The 18950-nt window shown below is 74.7% G+C and carries 15 protein-coding genes; 9 read left to right on the top strand and 6 right to left on the bottom strand.

Going from position 1 to position 18950, the window contains the following annotated elements; genetic code table 11:
* Window positions 1-133: 133 nt before the first annotated feature.
* Window positions 134-1315, bottom strand: coding sequence for an acyltransferase (locus GA0070610_RS18355; protein WP_089001178.1), 1182 nt, complete (start codon window positions 1313-1315; stop codon window positions 134-136).
* A gap of 221 nt (window positions 1316-1536) precedes the next feature.
* Here GA0070610_RS18355 and GA0070610_RS18350 point away from each other — a divergent pair, with 221 nt between their 5' ends.
* A complete protein-coding gene (locus GA0070610_RS18350) occupies window positions 1537-3108 on the top strand; it encodes a glycosyltransferase family 4 protein (RefSeq protein WP_089003591.1) in 1572 nt (523 codons plus the stop codon).
* Window positions 3109-3256: 148 nt separating this feature from the next.
* Window positions 3257-5068, top strand: coding sequence for a hypothetical protein (locus tag GA0070610_RS18345; protein WP_089001177.1), 1812 nt, complete (start codon window positions 3257-3259; stop codon window positions 5066-5068).
* A gap of 3 nt (window positions 5069-5071) precedes the next feature.
* Here GA0070610_RS18345 and GA0070610_RS18340 read toward each other — a convergent pair whose 3' ends face one another.
* Window positions 5072-6349, bottom strand: a complete 1278-nt coding sequence (locus GA0070610_RS18340; protein ID WP_089001176.1) for a hypothetical protein — start codon at window positions 6347-6349, stop codon at window positions 5072-5074.
* A 287-nt stretch (window positions 6350-6636) separates the two neighbouring features.
* Between GA0070610_RS18340 and GA0070610_RS18335 the strand changes: the two genes are divergently transcribed.
* The 4 genes from GA0070610_RS18335 to GA0070610_RS18320 all read left to right on the top strand — a co-directional run bounded on the left by GA0070610_RS18335 (window position 6637) and on the right by GA0070610_RS18320 (window position 13015).
* The gene (locus tag GA0070610_RS18335; RefSeq protein WP_089003590.1) at window positions 6637-8205 is read left to right on the top strand and encodes a glycosyltransferase family 4 protein; all 1569 of its coding nucleotides are present in this window, start codon (window positions 6637-6639) and stop codon (window positions 8203-8205) included.
* A complete protein-coding gene (locus GA0070610_RS18330) occupies window positions 8202-9773 on the top strand; it encodes a glycosyltransferase family 2 protein (protein ID WP_089001175.1) in 1572 nt (523 codons plus the stop codon). Before GA0070610_RS18335 ends, GA0070610_RS18330 begins: the two co-directional genes overlap by 4 nt.
* A gap of 4 nt (window positions 9774-9777) precedes the next feature.
* Complete coding sequence (locus tag GA0070610_RS18325) at window positions 9778-11061, top strand: nucleotide sugar dehydrogenase (RefSeq protein ID WP_089001174.1); 1284 nt, start codon at window positions 9778-9780, stop codon at window positions 11059-11061.
* A 208-nt stretch (window positions 11062-11269) separates the two neighbouring features.
* Window positions 11270-13015: a CDP-glycerol glycerophosphotransferase family protein gene (locus tag GA0070610_RS18320; RefSeq protein WP_089001173.1), complete on the top strand. Its 1746-nt coding sequence runs from the start codon at window positions 11270-11272 to the stop codon at window positions 13013-13015.
* 55 nt (window positions 13016-13070) lie between these two features.
* Here GA0070610_RS18320 and GA0070610_RS18315 read toward each other — a convergent pair whose 3' ends face one another.
* On the bottom strand, window positions 13071-13613 hold the full coding sequence (locus tag GA0070610_RS18315; RefSeq protein WP_089001172.1) for an acyltransferase: 543 nt from the start codon (window positions 13611-13613) through the stop codon (window positions 13071-13073).
* A gap of 159 nt (window positions 13614-13772) precedes the next feature.
* A complete protein-coding gene (locus GA0070610_RS18310) occupies window positions 13773-14111 on the bottom strand; it encodes a DUF952 domain-containing protein (protein WP_089001171.1) in 339 nt (112 codons plus the stop codon).
* A 115-nt stretch (window positions 14112-14226) separates the two neighbouring features.
* Here GA0070610_RS18310 and GA0070610_RS18305 point away from each other — a divergent pair, with 115 nt between their 5' ends.
* The 3 genes from GA0070610_RS18305 to GA0070610_RS18295 all read left to right on the top strand — a co-directional run bounded on the left by GA0070610_RS18305 (window position 14227) and on the right by GA0070610_RS18295 (window position 16864).
* Window positions 14227-14538: a hypothetical protein gene (locus tag GA0070610_RS18305; protein WP_089003589.1), complete on the top strand. Its 312-nt coding sequence runs from the start codon at window positions 14227-14229 to the stop codon at window positions 14536-14538.
* Between the two features lie 142 nt (window positions 14539-14680).
* Window positions 14681-15337 (top strand): response regulator transcription factor, encoded by a 657-nt coding sequence (locus tag GA0070610_RS18300; protein ID WP_089001170.1) that lies wholly within the window; start codon window positions 14681-14683, stop codon window positions 15335-15337.
* A gap of 9 nt (window positions 15338-15346) precedes the next feature.
* On the top strand, window positions 15347-16864 hold the full coding sequence (locus GA0070610_RS18295) for a sensor histidine kinase (protein ID WP_089001169.1): 1518 nt from the start codon (window positions 15347-15349) through the stop codon (window positions 16862-16864).
* Window positions 16865-17072: 208 nt separating this feature from the next.
* On the opposite strand, the gene GA0070610_RS18290 is transcribed toward GA0070610_RS18295, so the two are convergent.
* Window positions 17073-17993, bottom strand: coding sequence for a TAXI family TRAP transporter solute-binding subunit (locus GA0070610_RS18290; protein WP_231926210.1), 921 nt, complete (start codon window positions 17991-17993; stop codon window positions 17073-17075).
* A 224-nt stretch (window positions 17994-18217) separates the two neighbouring features.
* Entirely contained in the window at window positions 18218-18892 is a 675-nt protein-coding gene (locus GA0070610_RS18285) for a hypothetical protein (protein WP_089001167.1), read from the bottom strand.
* Window positions 18893-18950 lie beyond the last annotated feature (58 nt).

The following is an 18950-nucleotide window of genomic DNA, read 5'->3' as shown; positions in this document are numbered from 1 at the left end:
GCCGTCGGCCGTCCGTCCCCCGCTGCGGCGGGCGGCGGGCGGCCGTCGGCCGTCAGGCCCGGGCCCACGAGCGACGGCGGCCCGGACGATTCCGAATCGTCCGGGCCGCCGTCGGCGCTTGCGGTGCGGGCGGTCAGAAGACCGCGCGGACGTACGGGATCCGGGACGCCAGCATGGAGACGGCGAAGGAGATCACCAGCACGGCCGGGTAGGTCAGCCCGATGACCTCCAGCGACCGCCCGGCCTCCACGTCGGGGATGAGCTGCCGGAAGACCTCGAAGACCAGCAGGTGGATCAGGAACACGCCGAACGAGGCGTCGGAGAGGCGCGTCACCAGGCGGCCCACCCCAGGGCGCCAGGTGACCCGGGACCCGATGCTCACCGAGGCCATGAAGATCAGCAGGGTGGCGGCGGCGACCAGGGTGCCGGTCGCCATCACCGGGAAGGTGGCCTGGAGCAGGCGGTGCTGGGGCGCCACCCCGAACTGCCAGATCGCCTCGGCCAGCAGCAGGCCGGCGCCGAGCAGGGCGAGCGCCGTCCAGAGCCGGTTGAGCACGACCCGGCGCAGCGCCCAGCCGGCGATGAAGAAGCCGACGTACGGCCACCACCGGTTCCAACTGGTCAGGATGTTGGGCCGGGAGTCGCCGAGGATGAGGGCGATGCCCGGGATCATGTACGCGACCATCGTCCAGCCCAGCGCGACGCCGGCGGTGATCAGCGCCCGGTGCCGCCCGCCTGCGTGCAGGAACGGCGCGAGGACGGGCGCGAGCACGTAGAGCCCGGCGATCAGCCAGAGGAAGTACAGCGCGGTGAAGACCTTGCCATCGATCAGCAGGCGGGTCAGCAGGGTGAGGCTCATCTCCTCGCCGCGCATCGCCATCCGCACCACGACCACATACACCACGTGCCACACGATCATGGCGGGGAGGATCCGGGTGAACCGCTTGCGGTAGAACGCCGCCGGGCCGGCCCGGTGCGCCCGGGGGTCGAGCACGAACGCCCCGCTGATCATGATGAACGCGGGCACGGTCCAGATCGCCCCGATGTCGATCGCGGTGGCCACCCACCAGCCGAGGTTGCCGCGCAGGTCGTCCTGGCCCACGATGACGCCGAAGACGTGGATCGCCACCACGCCGCAGATCGCCACGACCCGCAGCGCGTCCAGCCCGTACTCGCGTGGCGGTGGGCCGCCGGCGGGGCGCTGCGGGCCCGGCTCCGTGGTGACGGCGGCTGCATCCGGCCGGTGCGGCGCCGGCGACGGAGCGGGGCCGGACCCGGTGGCCGGCGCGACGTTGACAGGGTGGGAGGCGGTCACCGGGCCATGCTAGTGCCCCGGCCGGTCACGTCCGTCGACGATGCTGCGGCCGGTGGGTCGACAGCCGTCGGCCGCCCCCGGCGCACCGGCAGCGTGGCGTCCCGGACGGCTGCCGCTGCCGTACACTCGCCGGGGCCCGACGGGGCCGCACAGAACGAGGAGGCACCATGACCGACGGCGCCGCCGGACCGGCCGCCCCCGCCACCCGGGGCCGGGTGGTCATGCTCGTGGACAACGGCGTCGAGGGCGACTCCCGGGTGCAGAAGACCGCCGCCTCGGCCGCCGAGGCCGGCTGGGACGTGGTCCTGCTGGGCCGCTCGGCCACCGGCAAGGTGCAGACCTGGCAGCTCGGCGGCGCCGAGGTCCGGCTGCTGCCGATGACCACCTCGCTCGCGCGGCCGCCGCACGAGTTCCGCCGCCACTGGGTGCGCGGCCCGCTGGCCTACCCGCCCACCGGGATCGCGGCCCGCCGCGAGCAGGAGGTACGCGCCCGCCGCGCCGACCTGGAGGCGCGGCTCGGCGCGCTGAGCCAGGCCCGCGGGGAGGGGCGTTCCTCAGCCGGGCTGACGCTGAGCCGGCAACTGCTGCGCGGTGAGCTGCTGGCGACGAAGGTGTCGCGCCGCTGGGTGTCGCTGCGGCGCCGTCAGCTCAGTCGGGCCCAGGAGGCACGCAAGGGCCTGGCCACGCCGGTGGACCAGCTCTACACGCGGTTCTGGCAGACGGTGGCCGGCGACCGCGCCTGGCGACGGCTCGACCCGGCGCTGTGGGACTTCGAGTTGGCCTACGGGCCGGTGGTCGACAAGCTGCGGCCGGACCTGATCCACGCCAACGACTTCCGGATGCTCGGGGTCGGCGCGCGGGCCAAGCTGCGGGCCGCCGCCAAGGGCCGGCGCGTCGCGCTGGTCTGGGACGCCCACGAGTTCCTGCCCGGCATCCGGCGCTGGAACGACAGCCCGCGGTGGCTGCCGGCCAACACCGCGCACGAGCGGGAGTACGCCCCGTACGCCGACGCGGTGCTCACCGTCTCCGACGGGCTGGCCGACCTGCTGCGCGAGCGGCACCGCCTGCCCGAGCAGCCCACCGTCGTGCTGAACACCCCGAGCAGCGCGGACGCGGCGGGCGCGGGCGACGGGGTGCCGGACATCCGCGAGCTGTGCGGGATCGGGCCGGACGTGCCGCTGCTGGTCTACAGCGGCGCCGCCGCCGAGCAGCGGGGCCTCGGCATCATGGTCGAGGCGCTCACCGAACTGCCCGACGCCCACGTGGCGCTGGTCGTGCCCCGCCCGGCCGCCCCGTACGTGAAGGGGTTGGTGGTGCGGGCGGGGGAGTTGGGTGTGGCGGGGCGGGTGCACGTGTTGTCGTACGTGCCGCATCATCAGGTGGTGCCGTTCTTGTCGGGGGCTTCGGTGGGGGTCATTCCGATTCATCATTGGCCGAATCATGAGATCGCGTTGATTACGAAGTTCTTCGAGTATTCGCATGCGCGGTTGCCGTTGGTGGTCAGTGATGTGCGGACGATGGCGGAGACGGTGCGGTCGACGGGTCAGGGTGAGGTGTTCCGGGCGGAGGATGTGGGGGACTTCGTGCGGGTGGTGCGGGGTGTGTTGGCGGATCCGGGGCGTTATCGGGAGGTGTACGAGCGTCCGGGGTTGTTGGAGTCGTGGACGTGGGAGGCGCAGGCGCGGGTGTTGGACGGGGTCTACTCCCGGCTGCTGCCGGACCACCCGCCCGCCCCGACGCACGGCCCCGCCGTCGGCTCTGCCCCCGACCCGTCCCGGCAGGTGGGGGTCTGACCGGACGGCCCCGCCCCTGAGGCGTCCCCGCAGGCGGAGGTCTGACCGCACGGCCCGGCCGCCGGCGGCGACGGGACGTGCAGCGGGCGGCGACGCGGCCGGAGCGGGGGCAGTGTGGAGCATGTCGCCATGAGTAGGATCGGGCACCGTGACCGCAGCGCGACCCCCGGCGACCGACCTGTCCACCGACGCCGCCGAGGAGCGCGCGCCGGCTGATCCGCCCCGGGAGCCGCGCCGACGCCGGCCGGACCTCGTCGCCGTGCTCGTCCTCCTCGCCGGCGCGCTGTGGGTGACTGGCCGGGGCTGGCGGGACGTGCGCGGCCGGGTGCTCGGCGCGCAGCCGGCGGACCAGGACTTCAACGAGTGGATGCTGGCCCACGCGGCGCACGTGGTGGCCAACCTGGAGAACCCCTTCTTCACCCGGCTGCAGAACGCGCCCGACGGCGTGAACCTGATGACCAACGTCGGCATCCAACTGCCCGGCGTGCTGCTCGCGCCCGTCACCCTGCTCGGCGGCGCCGCGCTGTCCTACCTGGTGCTGATGACCCTCAACCTGGCCGGCACCGGCCTCGCCTGGTACTGGGTGCTCTCCCGGCACGTGGTCGGCAACCGGGCGGCGGCGCTGGTCGGCGCCGCCTGCTGCGCCTTCGCGCCGGCCCTGGTCTCGCACAGCAACGGTCACCCGCACATCACCGCGCAGTGGCTGATCCCCTTCATCGTGTGGCGGGTGGCCCGACTGACCCGGGGCGGGCGTCCGCTGCGCGACGGGCTCATCCTCGGCGCCCTGGTCTCCGCGCAGTTCTTCGTCAGCGTCGAGATCCTCTTCATCCTCGCCCTGGCCTGCGCGATGGCGCTGCTGGGGCACGTGCTGTTCCGACCCCGGGCGGCGTTGGCGGCGGCCCCCCGGGCGCTGGCCGTGCTGGGGGTGGCCGGCGCGCTGACCCTGCTGGTGACGGCGTACCCGCTCTGGATGCAGTTCCTCGGCCCGCAGCACCGCAGCGGCCACCCCACCGACCCGGACAAGTACGCGCTGCGGCTCGCCTCCTACTTCAGCTACGCGACGGAATCGCTGGCCGGCGGCCCGCAGGGTGACCGCCGGCTGGCCGCCAACGTGACCGAGGAGGCCAGCTTCTACGGTTGGCCGCTCGTGCTGCTGGCGGTCGCCGCGGTGGCCTGGCTGCGCCGGGAGCACCTGGTCCGGGTCCTGGGCTTCACGGCGGTGCTGGCCGCGCTCTTCTCGCTGGGCAACACGATCAACTGGGCGGTCCGCGGCCCGGGGGTTCCCGGCCCGTTCCGCCTGTTGAACGGCCTGCCGGTGGTCGACGCGATGGTGGTGGCCCGCTTCGCGCTGATCACCACGGCCGCGCTCGGGGTGCTCGTCGCGATCGTGATGGACCGGCTGCTCTCCGGTCGGATTCCGGCCTGGGTGGGCGTCGTACCGCTCCGGCCGCTGGTAGCGGTGGCGCTGGCCGTGGCCCTGGTGCCGCTGCTGCCGACCCCGCTGCCGGCCGTGGGACGCCCGGAGGTGCCCCGGTTCGTCACGGCCGGCGGATGGCGCGACCACGTGGCGCCCGGGCGGACGCTCGTGCCGGTGCCGGTGGAGAACATGACCTCGGTGCGGTGGGGCGCCGCCGGGGGCGCCGGCTTCGCCGTACCGCAGGGCTACTTCCTCGGGCCGACCTCGCCCACCGACGACACCGGCCGGTGGGGGGTGGATCCCCGGCCCACCGCCGCCCTGCTGACAGAGGTGGCCACCGGCAGGCGCCCGGCACCGGTCACCATCACCCCCGCGGAACGGGCGCAGGCGGAGCTGGACGTGCGGCACTGGCGGGCGGACGCCGTGGCGCTGCCGCGGCATCCCCGCGCCGAGGCGCTCCGTTCAGCGCTGGACGCGTGCTTCGGTCCGGGCCGGCGCGTCGACGACGTCTGGCTCTGGGACGTCCGCCCGCTGACCCGCTGATTCCTACGCCGGGGGCTGCCCCGGTTCGCCTGCGATGTCCGGGGCGGGCCGGGCGGGTCTGCCCAGCAGCATGGCGAGGCCCACCACCACCGGCAGCCAGATGACCAGGACCAGCCGGTCGGCCTCGGACTCCTTCGGGTGGGCCACCAGCGTGAGCAGCCCGGTCGCTCCGGTCGCGGCGAAGAGCAGCGCGGCCCGCCCGGGCAGCGCCCGGAACAGGGCGGCGAAGCCGACGAGCAGCAGGGCCAGGAACGGCGAGGCGGCCAGCGGCGCGCCCCCGTTCCACCAGGCGTTGAGCTGGGCGGGCCAGAAGTCCCGGTTCAGCTCCACCAGGCGCGGCCACGGGTCGGGCACGTCCGGCCGGGTGAAGTGCACGGTGAACTTGTCCTGAAGTGTCTCGGCGGCGCCGGGGATGTCCAGCGCGGCGCTGAGGCCGAGCCAGACCGCCGTGGCCACGCCGCACGCGACGGTGAGCACGACCAGCCCCGGCTCCCAGCCGGCCCGGCGGCGGCGGAGCAGGGTCAGCGCGGCGAACACCGCCGTCAGCGCCGCCGACAGCAGCAGGCCGGTGGCCGGCCGGGTGACGGTCGAGGCGAGCAGCCCGGCCAGCACCGCGCCGCCGAGCAGCAGCCGGCCGCGCGCCGTCCCGCCCGGCCGGAGCAGGGGTACGGCGGCGCAGAGCGCGGCCAGGGCGAACGCCGTCGCGCCGGCCTCGGCCAGCAGCCGGCTCAGCCAGAAGCCGGTGGGCAGCAGGAAGAGCAGCGCGGTGGCCGCGAGCGAGCTGACCAGGCCCCCACCGAGCAGCCGCACCGCCAGGGCCGCCAACACGCCGGCCAGTACGGCGAGCGCCGCGGTGGCCAGCACCATCCCCCGCTCCCCGAAGACCAGTACGAACGGCGCCGCGGTCAGCGAGTAGCCGGGTCGGGTGGTGAAGATCCGCTGGTAGCGCGGGGGCATGTCGGCCGCCCACTGCCGGGTCCCGGCGACGCAGGAGACACCCCGGCGCGGACTCGGCATGCCCTTACGGCAGACCAGCCGGGCGGCGAACCGGTCCGCCTCGGCGGAGGGCGTACCGGTCATGGTGGCCGCCTGCCGGGCGTACCAGTAGGTGTCCGGGTAGGCGTGCTGCGGCGCGGTCTCCCAGCGGCCCCACCACAGCAGGCTGCCGAGCACGGCGGCGGCGAGCAGGCCGAGCACCAGCCGGACGCGGGCCCGGCGGACGTCGGGCGCGGTCGGCCGACCGTCCGCCGGTGCGGCACCGAATGTTTGGTTGGTCGACATCTCGCCCTACTTCCGGCGGAACGTATCCGGCTGACAGTTTCCTCGCGTGGGGTGCGCAACGACGCGGTCGGCGCCGGGACGGACAGCGGGGAGGGTACGCTCCGGGGCGCGCGGAGGCGATGCCGACCCGCGCTTTCCCACAATCCATGGTGCGGGGGCGCCGGCCGGCGGTCTCGTACAATCGCTCGGGATCCGGGCCGGGTGACCCGGCCGGACGGCACCGGGCAGAGGCGGAGAAGCAGACGATGGGGCTGAACGGCGGCGCCGGCGCCCGGGGGCGTGTTGTCATGCTGGTCGACAACGGGGTCAACGGTGACTCCCGGGTCCAGAAGGCCGCCCGTTCGGCCGCCGACGCCGGCTGGGAGGTCGTCCTGCTCGGTCGCACAGCCGCCGGGCGCTCCCAGAGCTGGCGACTCGGCGACGCCGAGGTGCGCCTGCTGCCGATGCCCGAGCCGCTGGCCAAGCGCCGGCACGAGTTCCGCCGCGGCTGGCTGCGCTGGCCACTGGCGTACCCGCCCACCGGCGTCGCCGCGCACCGCAGCCAGGCGATGAAGGCCTGGCGGGCGGACCTGACCTTCCGGCGGGCGGCGCTGACGGTGGCCGCGCGCGACGGTGGCACCCGCCCGTCACCGCTGCGGTGGCACGCGCTGCGCGCCGAGGAGCTGGCCGCCGGGGTGGCCCGTCGCTGGGTCTCGTTGCGCCACTGGCAGCTCACCCGGTCCCGGCAGGGCCGCAAGAAGCTCGACGGCCCGCTGGACCGGGCGTACACGAAGTTCTGGCAGACCGTGCAGGGCGACGGCGCCTGGCGGCGGCTGGAGCCGGGGCTGTGGGACTACGAGCTGGCCTACGGCCCGACGGTCGACGAACTGCGGCCGGACCTGATCCACGCCAACGACTTCCGGATGCTCGGCGTGGCCGCCCGGGCCAAGCTGCGCGCCGCCGCACAGGGCCGCCGGATCGCGGTCGTCTGGGACGCCCACGAGTACCTGCCCGGCGTGCAGGCGTGGCGCGACAACGTCCGCTGGCTGCCCGGCAACATGGCGCACGAGCGGGAGTTCGTGCCGTACGCCGACGCGGCGATGACCGTCTCCGGCGGGCTGGCCGACCTGTTGCAGCAGGAGCACCGCCTGGCCGAACGCCCCGAGGTGGTGCTCAACGCCCCCGCGCTGGCCGAGCTGCCCGGCCCCGGCGACGAGCCGGCCCCGGACATCCGCGAGCTGTGCGGGATCGGGCCGGACGTGCCGCTGCTGGTCTACAGCGGCGTGGCCGCCGCGCGGCGGGGCCTCGACGTCATGGTCGAGGCGCTGCCGCAGCTGCCCGACGCGCACGTCGCCTTCGTGGTCAACAAGCCCGAATCCGCGTACGTGAAGGGGTTGGTGGTGCGGGCGGGGGAGTTGGGTGTGGCGGGGCGGGTGCACGTGTTGTCGTACGTGCCGCATCATCAGGTGGTGCCGTTCTTGTCGGGGGCTTCGGTGGGGGTCATTCCGATTCATCATTGGCCGAATCATGAGATCGCGTTGATTACGAAGTTCTTCGAGTATTCGCATGCGCGGTTGCCGTTGGTGGTCAGTGATGTGCGGACGATGGCGGAGACGGTGCGGTCGACGGGTCAGGGTGAGGTGTTCCGGGCGGAGGATGTGGGGGACTTCGTGCGGGTGGTGCGGGGTGTGTTGGCGGATCCGGGGCGTTATCGGGAGGTGTACGAGCGTCCGGGGTTGTTGGAGTCGTGGACGTGGGAGGCGCAGGCGCGGGTGTTGGACGGGGTCTACTCCCGGCTGCTGCCCGCCGGTCGCGGCGCCGGCGGTGACGACACCAACCCGGGCGCCGAGCCGCCAGCCCTGCGGGTCGGCGCGTGACCACGCCCGACGTGACGGTGGTGACGGCCGTCTACAACACGATGCCGGACCTGACCCGGTGCCTGACCTCCCTGGTGGAGCAGACCATCGGGCTGGACCGGTTGGAGGTCGTCGCGGTCGACGACGGCTCCACCGACGGCAGCGGCGCCGAGCTGGACCGCTTCGCGGCGGCGTACCCGGGCACCGTGAAGGTGCTGCACCAGGCCAACTCGGGCGGCCCCGCCGCCCCCAGCAACCGGGCGCTGGAGCACGCGACCGGCCGGTACGTCCTGTTCATCGGCGCCGACGACCACCTCGGGCCGGAGGCGCTGGCCCGGATGGTGGCCGCCGCCGACGAGTGGGGTTCCGACGTGCTGCTCGGCCGGATGGTCGGGGTCAACGAGCGCTACGTCCACCAGGCGATCTTCGAGAGCACCCGCGACGAGGTGGACCTCTTCGCCTCCGCGCTGCCGTTCGCCCTGTCGAACACCAAGCTGTTCCGGCGCGACCTGATCGAGAAGCACGGGCTGCGTTTCCCGGAGGACATGCCGGTCGGCAGCGACCAGCCCTTCACCCTGGAGGCCTGCCTGCGGGCCGGGCGCATCTCGGTGCTCGCCGACTACGACTACTACTACGCGGTCAAGCGGCTCAACGCCGGCAACATCACCTACCGCAGCAACCACCTGGCCCGGCTGCGCGGCGTCGAGCGCATCGTCGACGTGGTGGCGGAACTGATCGAGCCCGGCGAGCGGCGCGACGCGATCCTGTACCGCCACTTCACCTGGGAGATCGCCAAGCTGCTCCAGGACGACTTCCTCACGCTGGAGCCCGACGTCCAGGAGCAGGTCCGCGCGGGCGTGGCCAACCTGGCCCGCAAGCACCTCACGGACTCCATCCGGGACCGGCTGGGCGTCACCGCCCGGGTCCGCATCGGCGCCGCCTGGCTCGGGTCGCTCGCCGACCTGCGCGCGGTGATCAGGCAGGACGTCGAGGAGGGCCTGCCGCCCACGGTGGTGCAGGACGAGCGCTGGTACGCCCTGTACCCTGGCTTCGGCGACCCCCGATCCGCCCTGTCCGAGGAGTGGTTCGAGGTCAGCCGGTCCGACCCCAAGTGGCTCGCCCGGCTGGAGGCGGTCTCCGCGACCTGGTCCCCCGACCGGGGCGGGGAGAGGACGTTGACGGTCGTCGCGCGCAGCCCCTGGCCGGAGCTCGCCGAGCTCGCCGACGGCGGGCTCACCTTCAAGGTGGGTTCGGCCGCCGGCACGGTCACCGGCCTGACGGAGGACCCGCTGGGGACCACCGTCCGGGTCACGTTCCGGGCCGTCGACCTGCTCGCCGGCCTCCCGCCGGGAGGGCGGACCCGGACCGTCCGGGTCACCGCCGTGGCGGCCGGGGAGAGCGGTTCCACCCCGCTGCGTGGGCCACGTCCGCCGGTCCGGCAGCGGGTGCTCCACCGACACGGCGGACAGCTGTACGTGTTCACCACGACCACGAACCACAAGGGCCACCTGGTGATCGCCGTCTCGCCGGTGACGCTGCGCCGGGTGGTGGCCCGCCTGCGGCGCAGGCTTCCACTAGGAGGAAAGTAGTTCCATGAACATCTGCGTCGTCGCGCTGGGGAAGATCGGCCTGCCGCTCGCCGTGCAGTTCGCCACGAAGGGCCACCGGGTGATCGGTGCCGACGTCTCCGAGCGGGTCGTCGGGCTGGTCAACGACGGGGCCGTGCCCTTCCCGGGCGAGACCGACCTGGACGTCAAGCTTAAGGAGACGGTGGCCGCCGGGCTGCTGACCGCCACCACCGACACCGCCGCCGCGGTCGCCGAGTCCGAGGCGGTCGTGGTGGTCGTCCCGCTCTTCGTGGACGCCGAGGGCGTGCCGGACTTCGGCTGGATGGACGACGCGACCCGCGCCATCGCCGCCGGCCTGAAGCCGGGCACCCTCGTCAGCTACGAGACCACGCTGCCGGTCGGCACCACCCGCAACCGCTGGGCGCCGATGCTCGAGCAGGGCTCCGGGCTGACTGCGGGCAAGGACTTCCACCTGGTGTTCAGCCCCGAGCGGGTGCTCACCGGTCGGGTCTTCGCCGACCTGCGCCGCTACCCGAAGCTCGTCGGCGGCATCGACGAGGCGTCGGCGGCGCACGGCGTGCGCTTCTACGAGGCGGTGCTGGACTTCGACGAGCGGCCCGACCTGGAGCACCCCAACGGCGTGTGGGACCTCGGCTCCGCCGAGGCGTCCGAGCTGGCCAAGCTGGCCGAGACCACCTACCGGGACGTCAACATCGGCCTGGCCAACCAGTTCGCCCGGTTCGCCGACACCGTCGGCGTGGACGTCACGAAGGTCATCGCGGCGTGCAACTCGCAGCCGTACAGCCACATCCACCGGCCGGGCATCGCGGTCGGCGGGCACTGCATCCCGATCTACCCCCGCATGTACCTGTGGAACGACCCGGCGGCCACCGTCGTCCGCTCCGCCCGCGAGGCCAACGCGGCCATGCCGGAGTACGCGGTGGACCTGCTCGCCGCCGCGTACGGCGACCTGACCGACGTCGGGGTGCTGGTGCTGGGCGCCGCCTACCGGGGCGGGGTCAAGGAGACCGCCTTCTCCGGTGTCTTCCCGACCGTGGAGGCGCTGCGGCAGCGGGGCGCCCGGCCCTACGTCTCGGACCCGATGTACACCGCCGAGGAGCTCACCGCGCACGGCCTGCCGCCGTACGCCGGCGAGTCCCTGGGCGCGGCCGTGGTGCAGGCCGACCACGCGGAGTACCGCACCCTCAGCCCGTCCGACCTGCCCGGCGTGACCGTCCTGGTGGACGGCCGTCGGGTCACCGACCCGGCCCGCTGGGCGGGCGTACGGCGGGTGGTCATCGGCGGCTGATCCGCCGTCGCGTCACGGGGCCCCGGTCGACAACGGCCGGGGCCCCGTCGCGTCGAACGGGGGTGCCGTCGCGTCGAGCGGGGTGCCGCCGTGGGCCGGCACGCCGCCCGCCGGTGGGCCACGCGACACCCCGGCAATACTCGAAGGACATGCCACGTTAAGGTCGCACCTGCCCGGATTCGCCGGTGATCGACAGGGGAGAGTGTCTTTGTTCAGCAAACTGCGCAGGCAGCCGGACGCCGGCCTCATCGGCGCGCTGCTGCTGTCGTACGCCGTCATGGTGCTGGCCGGGGCCCTCGGCTGGGTGATCCCCTTCTCGCTCGCCGGCCTGGCCGCCATCGGTGGCGAACTCACCCTGCTGCGCCGGCCGGCCGGCGCCGAACTGCTGGAGAAGGCCGGGATCGGGCAGCTCCACCGGCACCTGGCCCGGGACCTGGCGGTCGTCCTGCTGATCGTGACGGCGCTGCGCCCCGGCCCGACGGCGCTGGTCCTGGTCCTGCTGCTGCCCGCGGTGCTGCTGGCGCTCGCCCTCGGCACGGGGGTGCTGGCGCGCCTCGGCGAGCGGGGCGCCGCCGCCGTCGCCTTCGTCCGCAACATCGACCTCGGGGGGTCCTCCGGGGCGCCCCGACCGCCGGCCTGGGCCGTCGCCGTCGAGGGGGAGCGGCTGCCCCTGCTGAACCTGCTGCTGGTGCCGGCCGCCGTGGTCGCGGTGCTGGCCGACGAGGCGGCGCCGGTGGTGCTCACCGCGGCGGTGACTCTGGTGGCGGGGGCGCTGGTCGCCGCGGTGCTCGCGCTGACGTGGCTGCGCGGGCGGGGCCGGGCCACCTCGGCGCTGCCGGTCGTGCAGAGCTGGCTCGCCCGGGAGCAGCCGGACCTCGCCCTCTACTTCGCCGGCCCGGTCAAGGACGTCTACCAGGCCAACATGTGGCTCGCCCCGGTCGAGGCGACGGGCCGCCGGGCGGTGGTGCTGATGCGCCAGGAGGAGGCGTTCCGGGCGCTCGCGGACACCCGCCTGCCGGTCGTCTGCGTACCCGCCGGTACCGACTTCATGAACCTCGAACTGGGCAGCCTCCGGGCCGCCCTCTACGTGGCGAACGTGGGCGCCAACATCCACCTGCTGCGCGAGCCCGGCGTGAAGCACGTCTTCGTCGGCCACGGCGACAGCGACAAGCAGGCCAGCGTCAACCCCTACAGCAAGGTGTACGACGAGGTCTGGGTGGCCGGCCCGGCGGGGCGGGAACGGTACGCCCTCAGCGGCGTCGGCGTGCTCGACCGCGACATCGTCGAGATCGGCCGGCCGCAGCTCGCCGGCGTGCACACCTTCGGCTCGGCGGCCACCGACCGACCGTTCACCGTGCTGTACGCACCGACCTGGGAGGGCTGGCTGGAGGAGGAGGTCTACCACACCTCCGTGGTGCTGATGGGCGAGCGGATCGTCGCCGGCCTGATCGCCACCCCGGGGGTGCGGGTGATCTACAAGCCGCACCCGCTCACCGGCAGCCGGTCGGCCAAGGCCCGGTCGGTCAACGACCGGATCGTCCGGCGGATCCGGGCCGCCGGCGGGCAGACCGACGCGACCTCGCTGACCGGTCGGGCGCACCTCGTGGTCACCGGCCGGGCGCCGGGGCTGTTCGACTGCTTCAACCAGACCGACCTGCTGGTCAGCGACATCTCCAGCGTGGTCTCGGACTTCATGCAGAGCCAGCGGCCGTACGTCGTGGCGAACCCGGCCGGGCTGCCCGAGGACGAGTTCCGCCGCCGGTACCCGACGGCGCGGGCCGCGTACCTGCTCGGGGCGGACTGCGGCGAGCTGGCGAAGATCGTCGCGGTGACCCGGGCCGGTGACGACCCGATGACCGAGGCGCGCCGGGAGCTGAAGACGTACCTGCTGGGCCCGGACGAGCCGAACCCGATGGACCGGTTCCGGGCGGAGGTCGACCGCCTCTGCGGCTGACGTGTCGACGCGGGGGCGGGGTCCGGCCGGTGCCGGGCGCCGCCCCCGCGTCCGTTCAGCCCCGCTGCGGCGGGTTGTCCACGTCCCGCGAGACGACCTCGCCGCGCTCGTCGACCCAGCCCTTCGGGCGCGCCGGGTTGCCGGCGACGAGCTGGTACGGCGCCACGTCCCGGGTCACCACGGACCCTGCGGCGATCATCGCGTACTCGCCGACCTCGATGCCGCAGACGAGGGTGGCGTTGGCGCCGATCGACGCGCCCCTGCGGACCAGGGTCGGGGTGATCGTCCAGTCCGGGTTCTGCGCCCGGGGCCGGAAGTCGTTGGTGAAGACGGCGCACGGGCCCACGAAGACCTCGTCCTCGATGGTGACGCCCTGGTAGACCGAGACGTTGTTCTGGATCTTCACCAGGTCGCCGACCGTGACGCCGGCGTCGACGTACACGTTGCGGCCGATGACGCAGCCGGCGCCGACCTGCGCCGAGGACCGGACGTGGGCCAGGTGCCAGACCTTCGTGCCGTCGCCGACGCGGGCACCCTCCTCGACGTCGGCCGTCGGGTGGACGAAGACGGAGGGGGACAGGGAACTGCTGTCAGTCATCCTTCAACTCGCATGGCTCGGGGCGCGGCGTCGCGCCGTCGGTGATCCACGTCGGCGTACGCCGGGCGGGCGTCGATCGCGCGGATCGGTTCTGCCACACCCGCCCCGGGGCGCGGAGGCGAGCCCGGGGGAGCGGACTCGGCGTAGCATAGCGACCCCTCAGCCGAGCAGCGCCGCCACCGCGTCGGCGGCCGGCCGGTCGGCGGGCAGCGCGTCGGCGGCCACGACGGCGGGCACCGGCAGCGGGCCGTACAGGTGCGGGAAGAGCGCGCCGTCGCGCGACGGCTCCCAGCGCAGCGCGACGCCCAGCCGGTCCGGGTCGACGGTCAGCAGGGTCAGCCCGGTGGCGCCGGCGTAGTGCCGCCGGGCGGTCTCGACCACCTGGTCGGCGCCGGAGAGGTGGACGAACCCGGACTGCCGGTCCGCCGCCGTACCCTCGAAGTGGCCCGCGGCCAGCGCGTCGTCCCACTCGGTGGTGGTGAGCAGCTTGTAGATCACCCGGGCAGCCTACGCGCGGCCGGTCCCGCCCGCGGCCGTCCCGGTTTCCCGGTACCGCCCCGGGTGGCCGCCGCCGACGGGCATGCTCGGGGCAGCGGGTCGCGGAGGGATGGCGATGGAGAGCTACGACGAGGACTGGACCGACAGCCAGCGGGCGCTGTACGACGAGTGCCACCGGGCCGGCGGCGAGTGGGCCGCCGACCCGGACACGCCGACCGACGACGTGCAGCACGTGATCAACCTCGGCCAGGCCGACGACGACACCCTCGCGGACGCCGAGGTCGACTACCCGCCCCTGGTCGACGCGGTCACCCAGGCCACCGGCGAGCTCGTCACCAGCGTGCCCGCCAGCCACGACGACCCAGGCTTCCGGGGGTTCGTCGACGGGGTCCGCGACGCCACGGCCGACGAGGTCTTCGGCCTCTGACCTGCCGGCCGGCCCGCTGCCGGCCCGCCCCGGCCGCCCCGCCCGCCCCGTCCCGGGAGCGGTCCGTGCGGGGCCGGCTCTCCCGTGGCGGGCGTACTTCTGCCACCATTCGGGTCGACAGACCGACGAATGGGGGCCCCGGGTGCGCATCCTGCTGGTCGAGGACGACCGCCGGGTGGCCGCCGCGCTCTCCGCCGCCCTCACCCGCCGGGGGTACGAGGTGGAGCACGCCGCGACCGTCGCCGCCGCCCTCTGCGCGGCCCCCTGCGACCTCGTGCTGCTGGACCTGACCCTGCCCGACGGGGACGGCACCGACCTGTGCCGGGAGCTGCGGCGGCGCAGCAGCCAGCTCGGCATCATCGCGGTCACCGCCCGGGGCGAGGAACGGGACCGGGTGCTCGGGTTGCGGCTGGGCGCGGACGACTACGTGGTCAAGCCCTTCTCCATGACCGAGCTCCAGGCGCGCATCGAGGCGGTGCTGCGGCGGGCGGCGCACGCCGTCCCGGAGCGCAACCTGATCGAGGTGGGGCCCGTACGCGTCGACGTCGCCGCCCGTACGGTCACCGTCGAGGGCCGGGCGGTGGCGCTGACCCGCAAGGAGTTCGACGTCCTGCTCTCCCTGGCCCGGCAGCCCGGGGTGGCGGTCGCCCGGGACCGGATCCTGCTCGACGCCTGGGGCACCACCTGGGGCGACGGGCACACCGTCGAGGTGCACGTCGGGTCGCTGCGCGGCAAGCTGGGCGACCCCGGCCTGGTGGAGACCGTACGCGGGGTCGGCTACCGGCTGCGCGGCGAGTGAGGTGACGCCGTGCGACGTCGACTGGTGATCAGCTACCTGCTGCTCATGGTGCTGGTGCTGATCGCGCTGGAGACCCCGCTGGCGATAACCCTGGCGACCCGGGAGACCGACCGGGTACGCGCCGACCGGCTCGCCGACGCCACCCGGTTCGCCTCGCTGGCCGGGCCGGCACTGCGGGGTGGCACCCCCGGCCCGCTCGACAACGAGCTGCGCAGCTACGACGCCCTGTACGGCATCGGCGCGGCGGTGGTGGACCGGGACCGCCGGACGGTGGCGGCCTCGGAGAGCTGGCAGCCGGCCCCCGGCTCCCACGAGGCGCTGGACACCGCGCTCTCCGGCCAGCAGGCCAGCGGGCCGGAGTCGGTCTGGCCCTGGGTCGACGGGCCGATCGTGGTGGCGGTGCCGATCAACGACGGCGGTGAGGTGCTCGGGGCGGTGGTCATCACCACGCCCGCAGACGCGGTCCGGCGGGCCGTGACGGTGTGGTGGCTGGCGCTGGCCGGCACGGGGCTGCTCGCCGTGCTGGCCTGCGTGCTGACCGCGTTCGGGCTGGCCGGATGGGTGCTGCGCCCGGTCACCGAGCTGGACGCGGTCACCCACGAGATCGCCGAGGGGGACCGGGGCGCGCGGGTGCAGCACCGGCTCGGCCCGCCGGAACTGCGCCGCCTGGCGGCCAGCTTCAACCACATGGCCGACGTCGTCTCCGACGTGATGGACCGGCAGCGGGCGTTCGTCGCGCACGCCAGCCACCAACTGCGCAACCCGCTGACCGCGCTGCGGCTGCGGGTGGAGGAGCTGGGACCGAGCCTGACCGACGCCGACGGGCGCGCCGAGCACCAGCTGGCCCTGGAGGAGACCGACCGGCTGGCGCTCGTGCTGGACGCGCTGCTGACCCTGGCCCGCGCCGAACGGCGGGAGAACCAGCGGGTCACCGTCGACGCGGCGGCCGTCGCCGCGTCCCGGGTCGCCGCCTGGGACCCGCTGGCCCGGCACCGCCGCATCGCCCTGCGACTGGTGGCCGAGGACGCCCCGGCGTACGCGCGCACCGTGCCGACCGCCATCGACCAGGCCCTGGACGCGTTGATCGACAACGCGGTGAAGTTCAGCGACGCCGGTGGCGAGGTGACGGTGACCGTCCGGCACGACGGCGACGGCACGGCGTTGGAGGTCCGCGACACCGGGCCGGGCATGACGGCGAGCCAGCTCGGCCAGGCGACCGAGCGGTTCTGGCGGGCCCCGGAGGTGCAGAACGTCGACGGGGCCGGGCTGGGCCTCACCATCGTCGCCGTGCTGGTCGACGCCTCGGACGGGCGGCTGACCATGCGCGGCGGCGAGCCACGGGGGCTGGTCGCGGGCCTCTGGTTCCCCGCCCCTGACGCCCCCGCCCCCACCGACCCCGCGCGTGGCGACGCCGCTCCCGCCGACCCCGTGTCCGGTGCTCCCGCCGACCCCGTGTCCGGTGCTCCTGCCGCGCCGGCCCGCGACGACGCTGCCGAGTCGCTCCCGGCGGGGGCGGCCGAGCGCTGAGCCCGTCGGGCCTGTCGAGCTGCCCCGTCCATGAGACCTGCCCCGCTGCACGGGGCAGCTCGACAGCGACGCCAGAGGGTGGCCGGTCAGGGGTTCGAGGGTGCGGTGGCAGTCGCGCACCCCGATGTGCTCGGTCAGGCCGACGTCGGCGACGCCGGGGTGGGGCGGTCAGGGGCCCGGCGGCGTGGTGGCAGTCGGGGGTGGCGGGTCAGGGCTTGGCGTTGCGGTACCAGTCGGCGGCGCCGGGATGCAGCGGCAGCGGGGCGGTGGCGATGGCCGACCGGGGGCTCATCCGGCCGGCGGCCGGGTGCGCGGCGGCCAACTCCTGGCGGCGCTCCATCAGCAGCCGGGTCACCTCCCGGATCAGCGGCGCCGGCAGGTCGGCTCGGACGATCAGGAAGTTCGGGTTGGCCACCGTGGTCACCGGGTCCGTCCCGTACACCGAGCGGGGGATGTCCCGGGACACGTAGACCTCCGGGTTGCTGGCGCGCAGCGGCCCCGTCCACTCGCCGAGGTCGACGATCCGGGTCGCGCTGTCGTCCGTGAGCTGCTCCACCGCCCGGACCGGCAGCCCGCCGGAGAAGAAGAACGCGTCGATCGTGCCGGCCCGCAGCGCCGCCACCGAGTCGTCGAGGCCGAGCCGCTCCTGGCGGACCCGGTTGCCGCCCAGGCGCGCCACCTCCAGCAGCCGGATGGCGGTGATCTCGGTACCGGAGCCGGGCGCGCCCACGGACACCCGCCGGCCGCGCAGGTCGGCCAGCGTGCGGACGGGCCCGCCGGCGGTGGTGACCAGGTGCAGCAGGTCGTCGTAGACCCGGGCGACCGCGACCACCGAGGGGTGCGCCGCCGGCGCCGCCGGCAGCACGTCGGCCTGGGTGAAACCCAGCTCGGCCTCGCCGGAGCCGACCAGCCGGACGTTCTCCGCCGAGGCGGCGGTCACCACCACGCTGGCCTGCACGCCCGGCAGTTCCCGGTTGAGGACGGTCGCCAGCGACTGCCCGAAGGCGTGGTAGACCGCCGTCGGGCTGCCGGTCGCGATCCGGATCCGCACCGGCGCGTCGGGGGCGTCCTGACAGCCGGCCAGGCCGGGCGACGTCACCAGCAGCAGCAACGCCAGCAGTGCCGGCATACGGACGGGGCGCGGGCGGACACGGCGGGACCGGGTGCGACTCACGGGCTGCACTCTGCGCCGTGCGGGCCGCCGCCGCAACCCGCCGCCCATCCGTCGGGCTAGGACACCGGCGGCGCGTCCGTGGCGATGGTCAGTTCGCGGCGGTACGCGACCGAGGCCGGGGCGACCCCGTCGGGCGGCTCGCCGACGCCCGACACCACCCGGACGTGCTCATCCGGCCATCATGACCGTTCGCGCAGGTGGGCGGGATCCAGGGCGGTGCTGTGCAGGATCCGCTCGCGGTCCGGGCCGTCCGCGACGCAGACCAGGTAGCACCCGGTGCCGGGACGCAGCAGCGCCGGCACGTCCAGCAGGGCGGCACCGCGTACCAGGATGGCGGCCAACTCCCGGTCGGTGATCCGGATGCCGAGGATGTGCCGGCGGACGTGGCGTCCCCCGGCGAGCAGGGCGGCCCGCCAGGCCGCCGCGGCCAGCCGGGGCCGCCACGCCCGCCGTACGGTCGACGCGCCCGGAACCGGCCCGCCCAGCAGTTCGCGCCGGCCCTGCCGCCAGCCGGCCTCCAACGTCCGGGCGTACGCCGGCCGGTGCTCCAGCGGCACGGAGAGCCGGTGCACTTCGAAGCGGCGGCGCAGCCCGCCGACGGTCACCTCGTGCGCGATGGGGACGTCCAGCCGGCCGAGCAGCTGCCTCATCCGGTGCGCCGCCTCCGCCCGGTTGAACTCCACCGACGGGGGACGGTGCTCCGGCACCGGCCGGCGGGTGCCGGCGACGGCCGGCGGGGGCGTGCAGCGCAGCAGGCAGGCGGCCTCGAAGGCGTCGGCCAGGGTCGACCAGTCCAGCGGCGGCGGGGTCGAGGGCAGGCGCGGCCGGTCGAGCAGGATCTGTTCGGGAGCCAACTCAGGCACTCCTTGTCGGCGTCGGGGGTCCTCCTACCGTGGCCCGTCGACGCCGAGG

This window comes from Micromonospora echinofusca, from assembly GCF_900091445.1.
GTDB lineage: Bacteria > Actinomycetota > Actinomycetes > Mycobacteriales > Micromonosporaceae > Micromonospora > Micromonospora echinofusca.
Note: the sequence above shows the minus strand (reverse complement) of the source record. Positions and strands in the feature narration are given on the sequence as shown.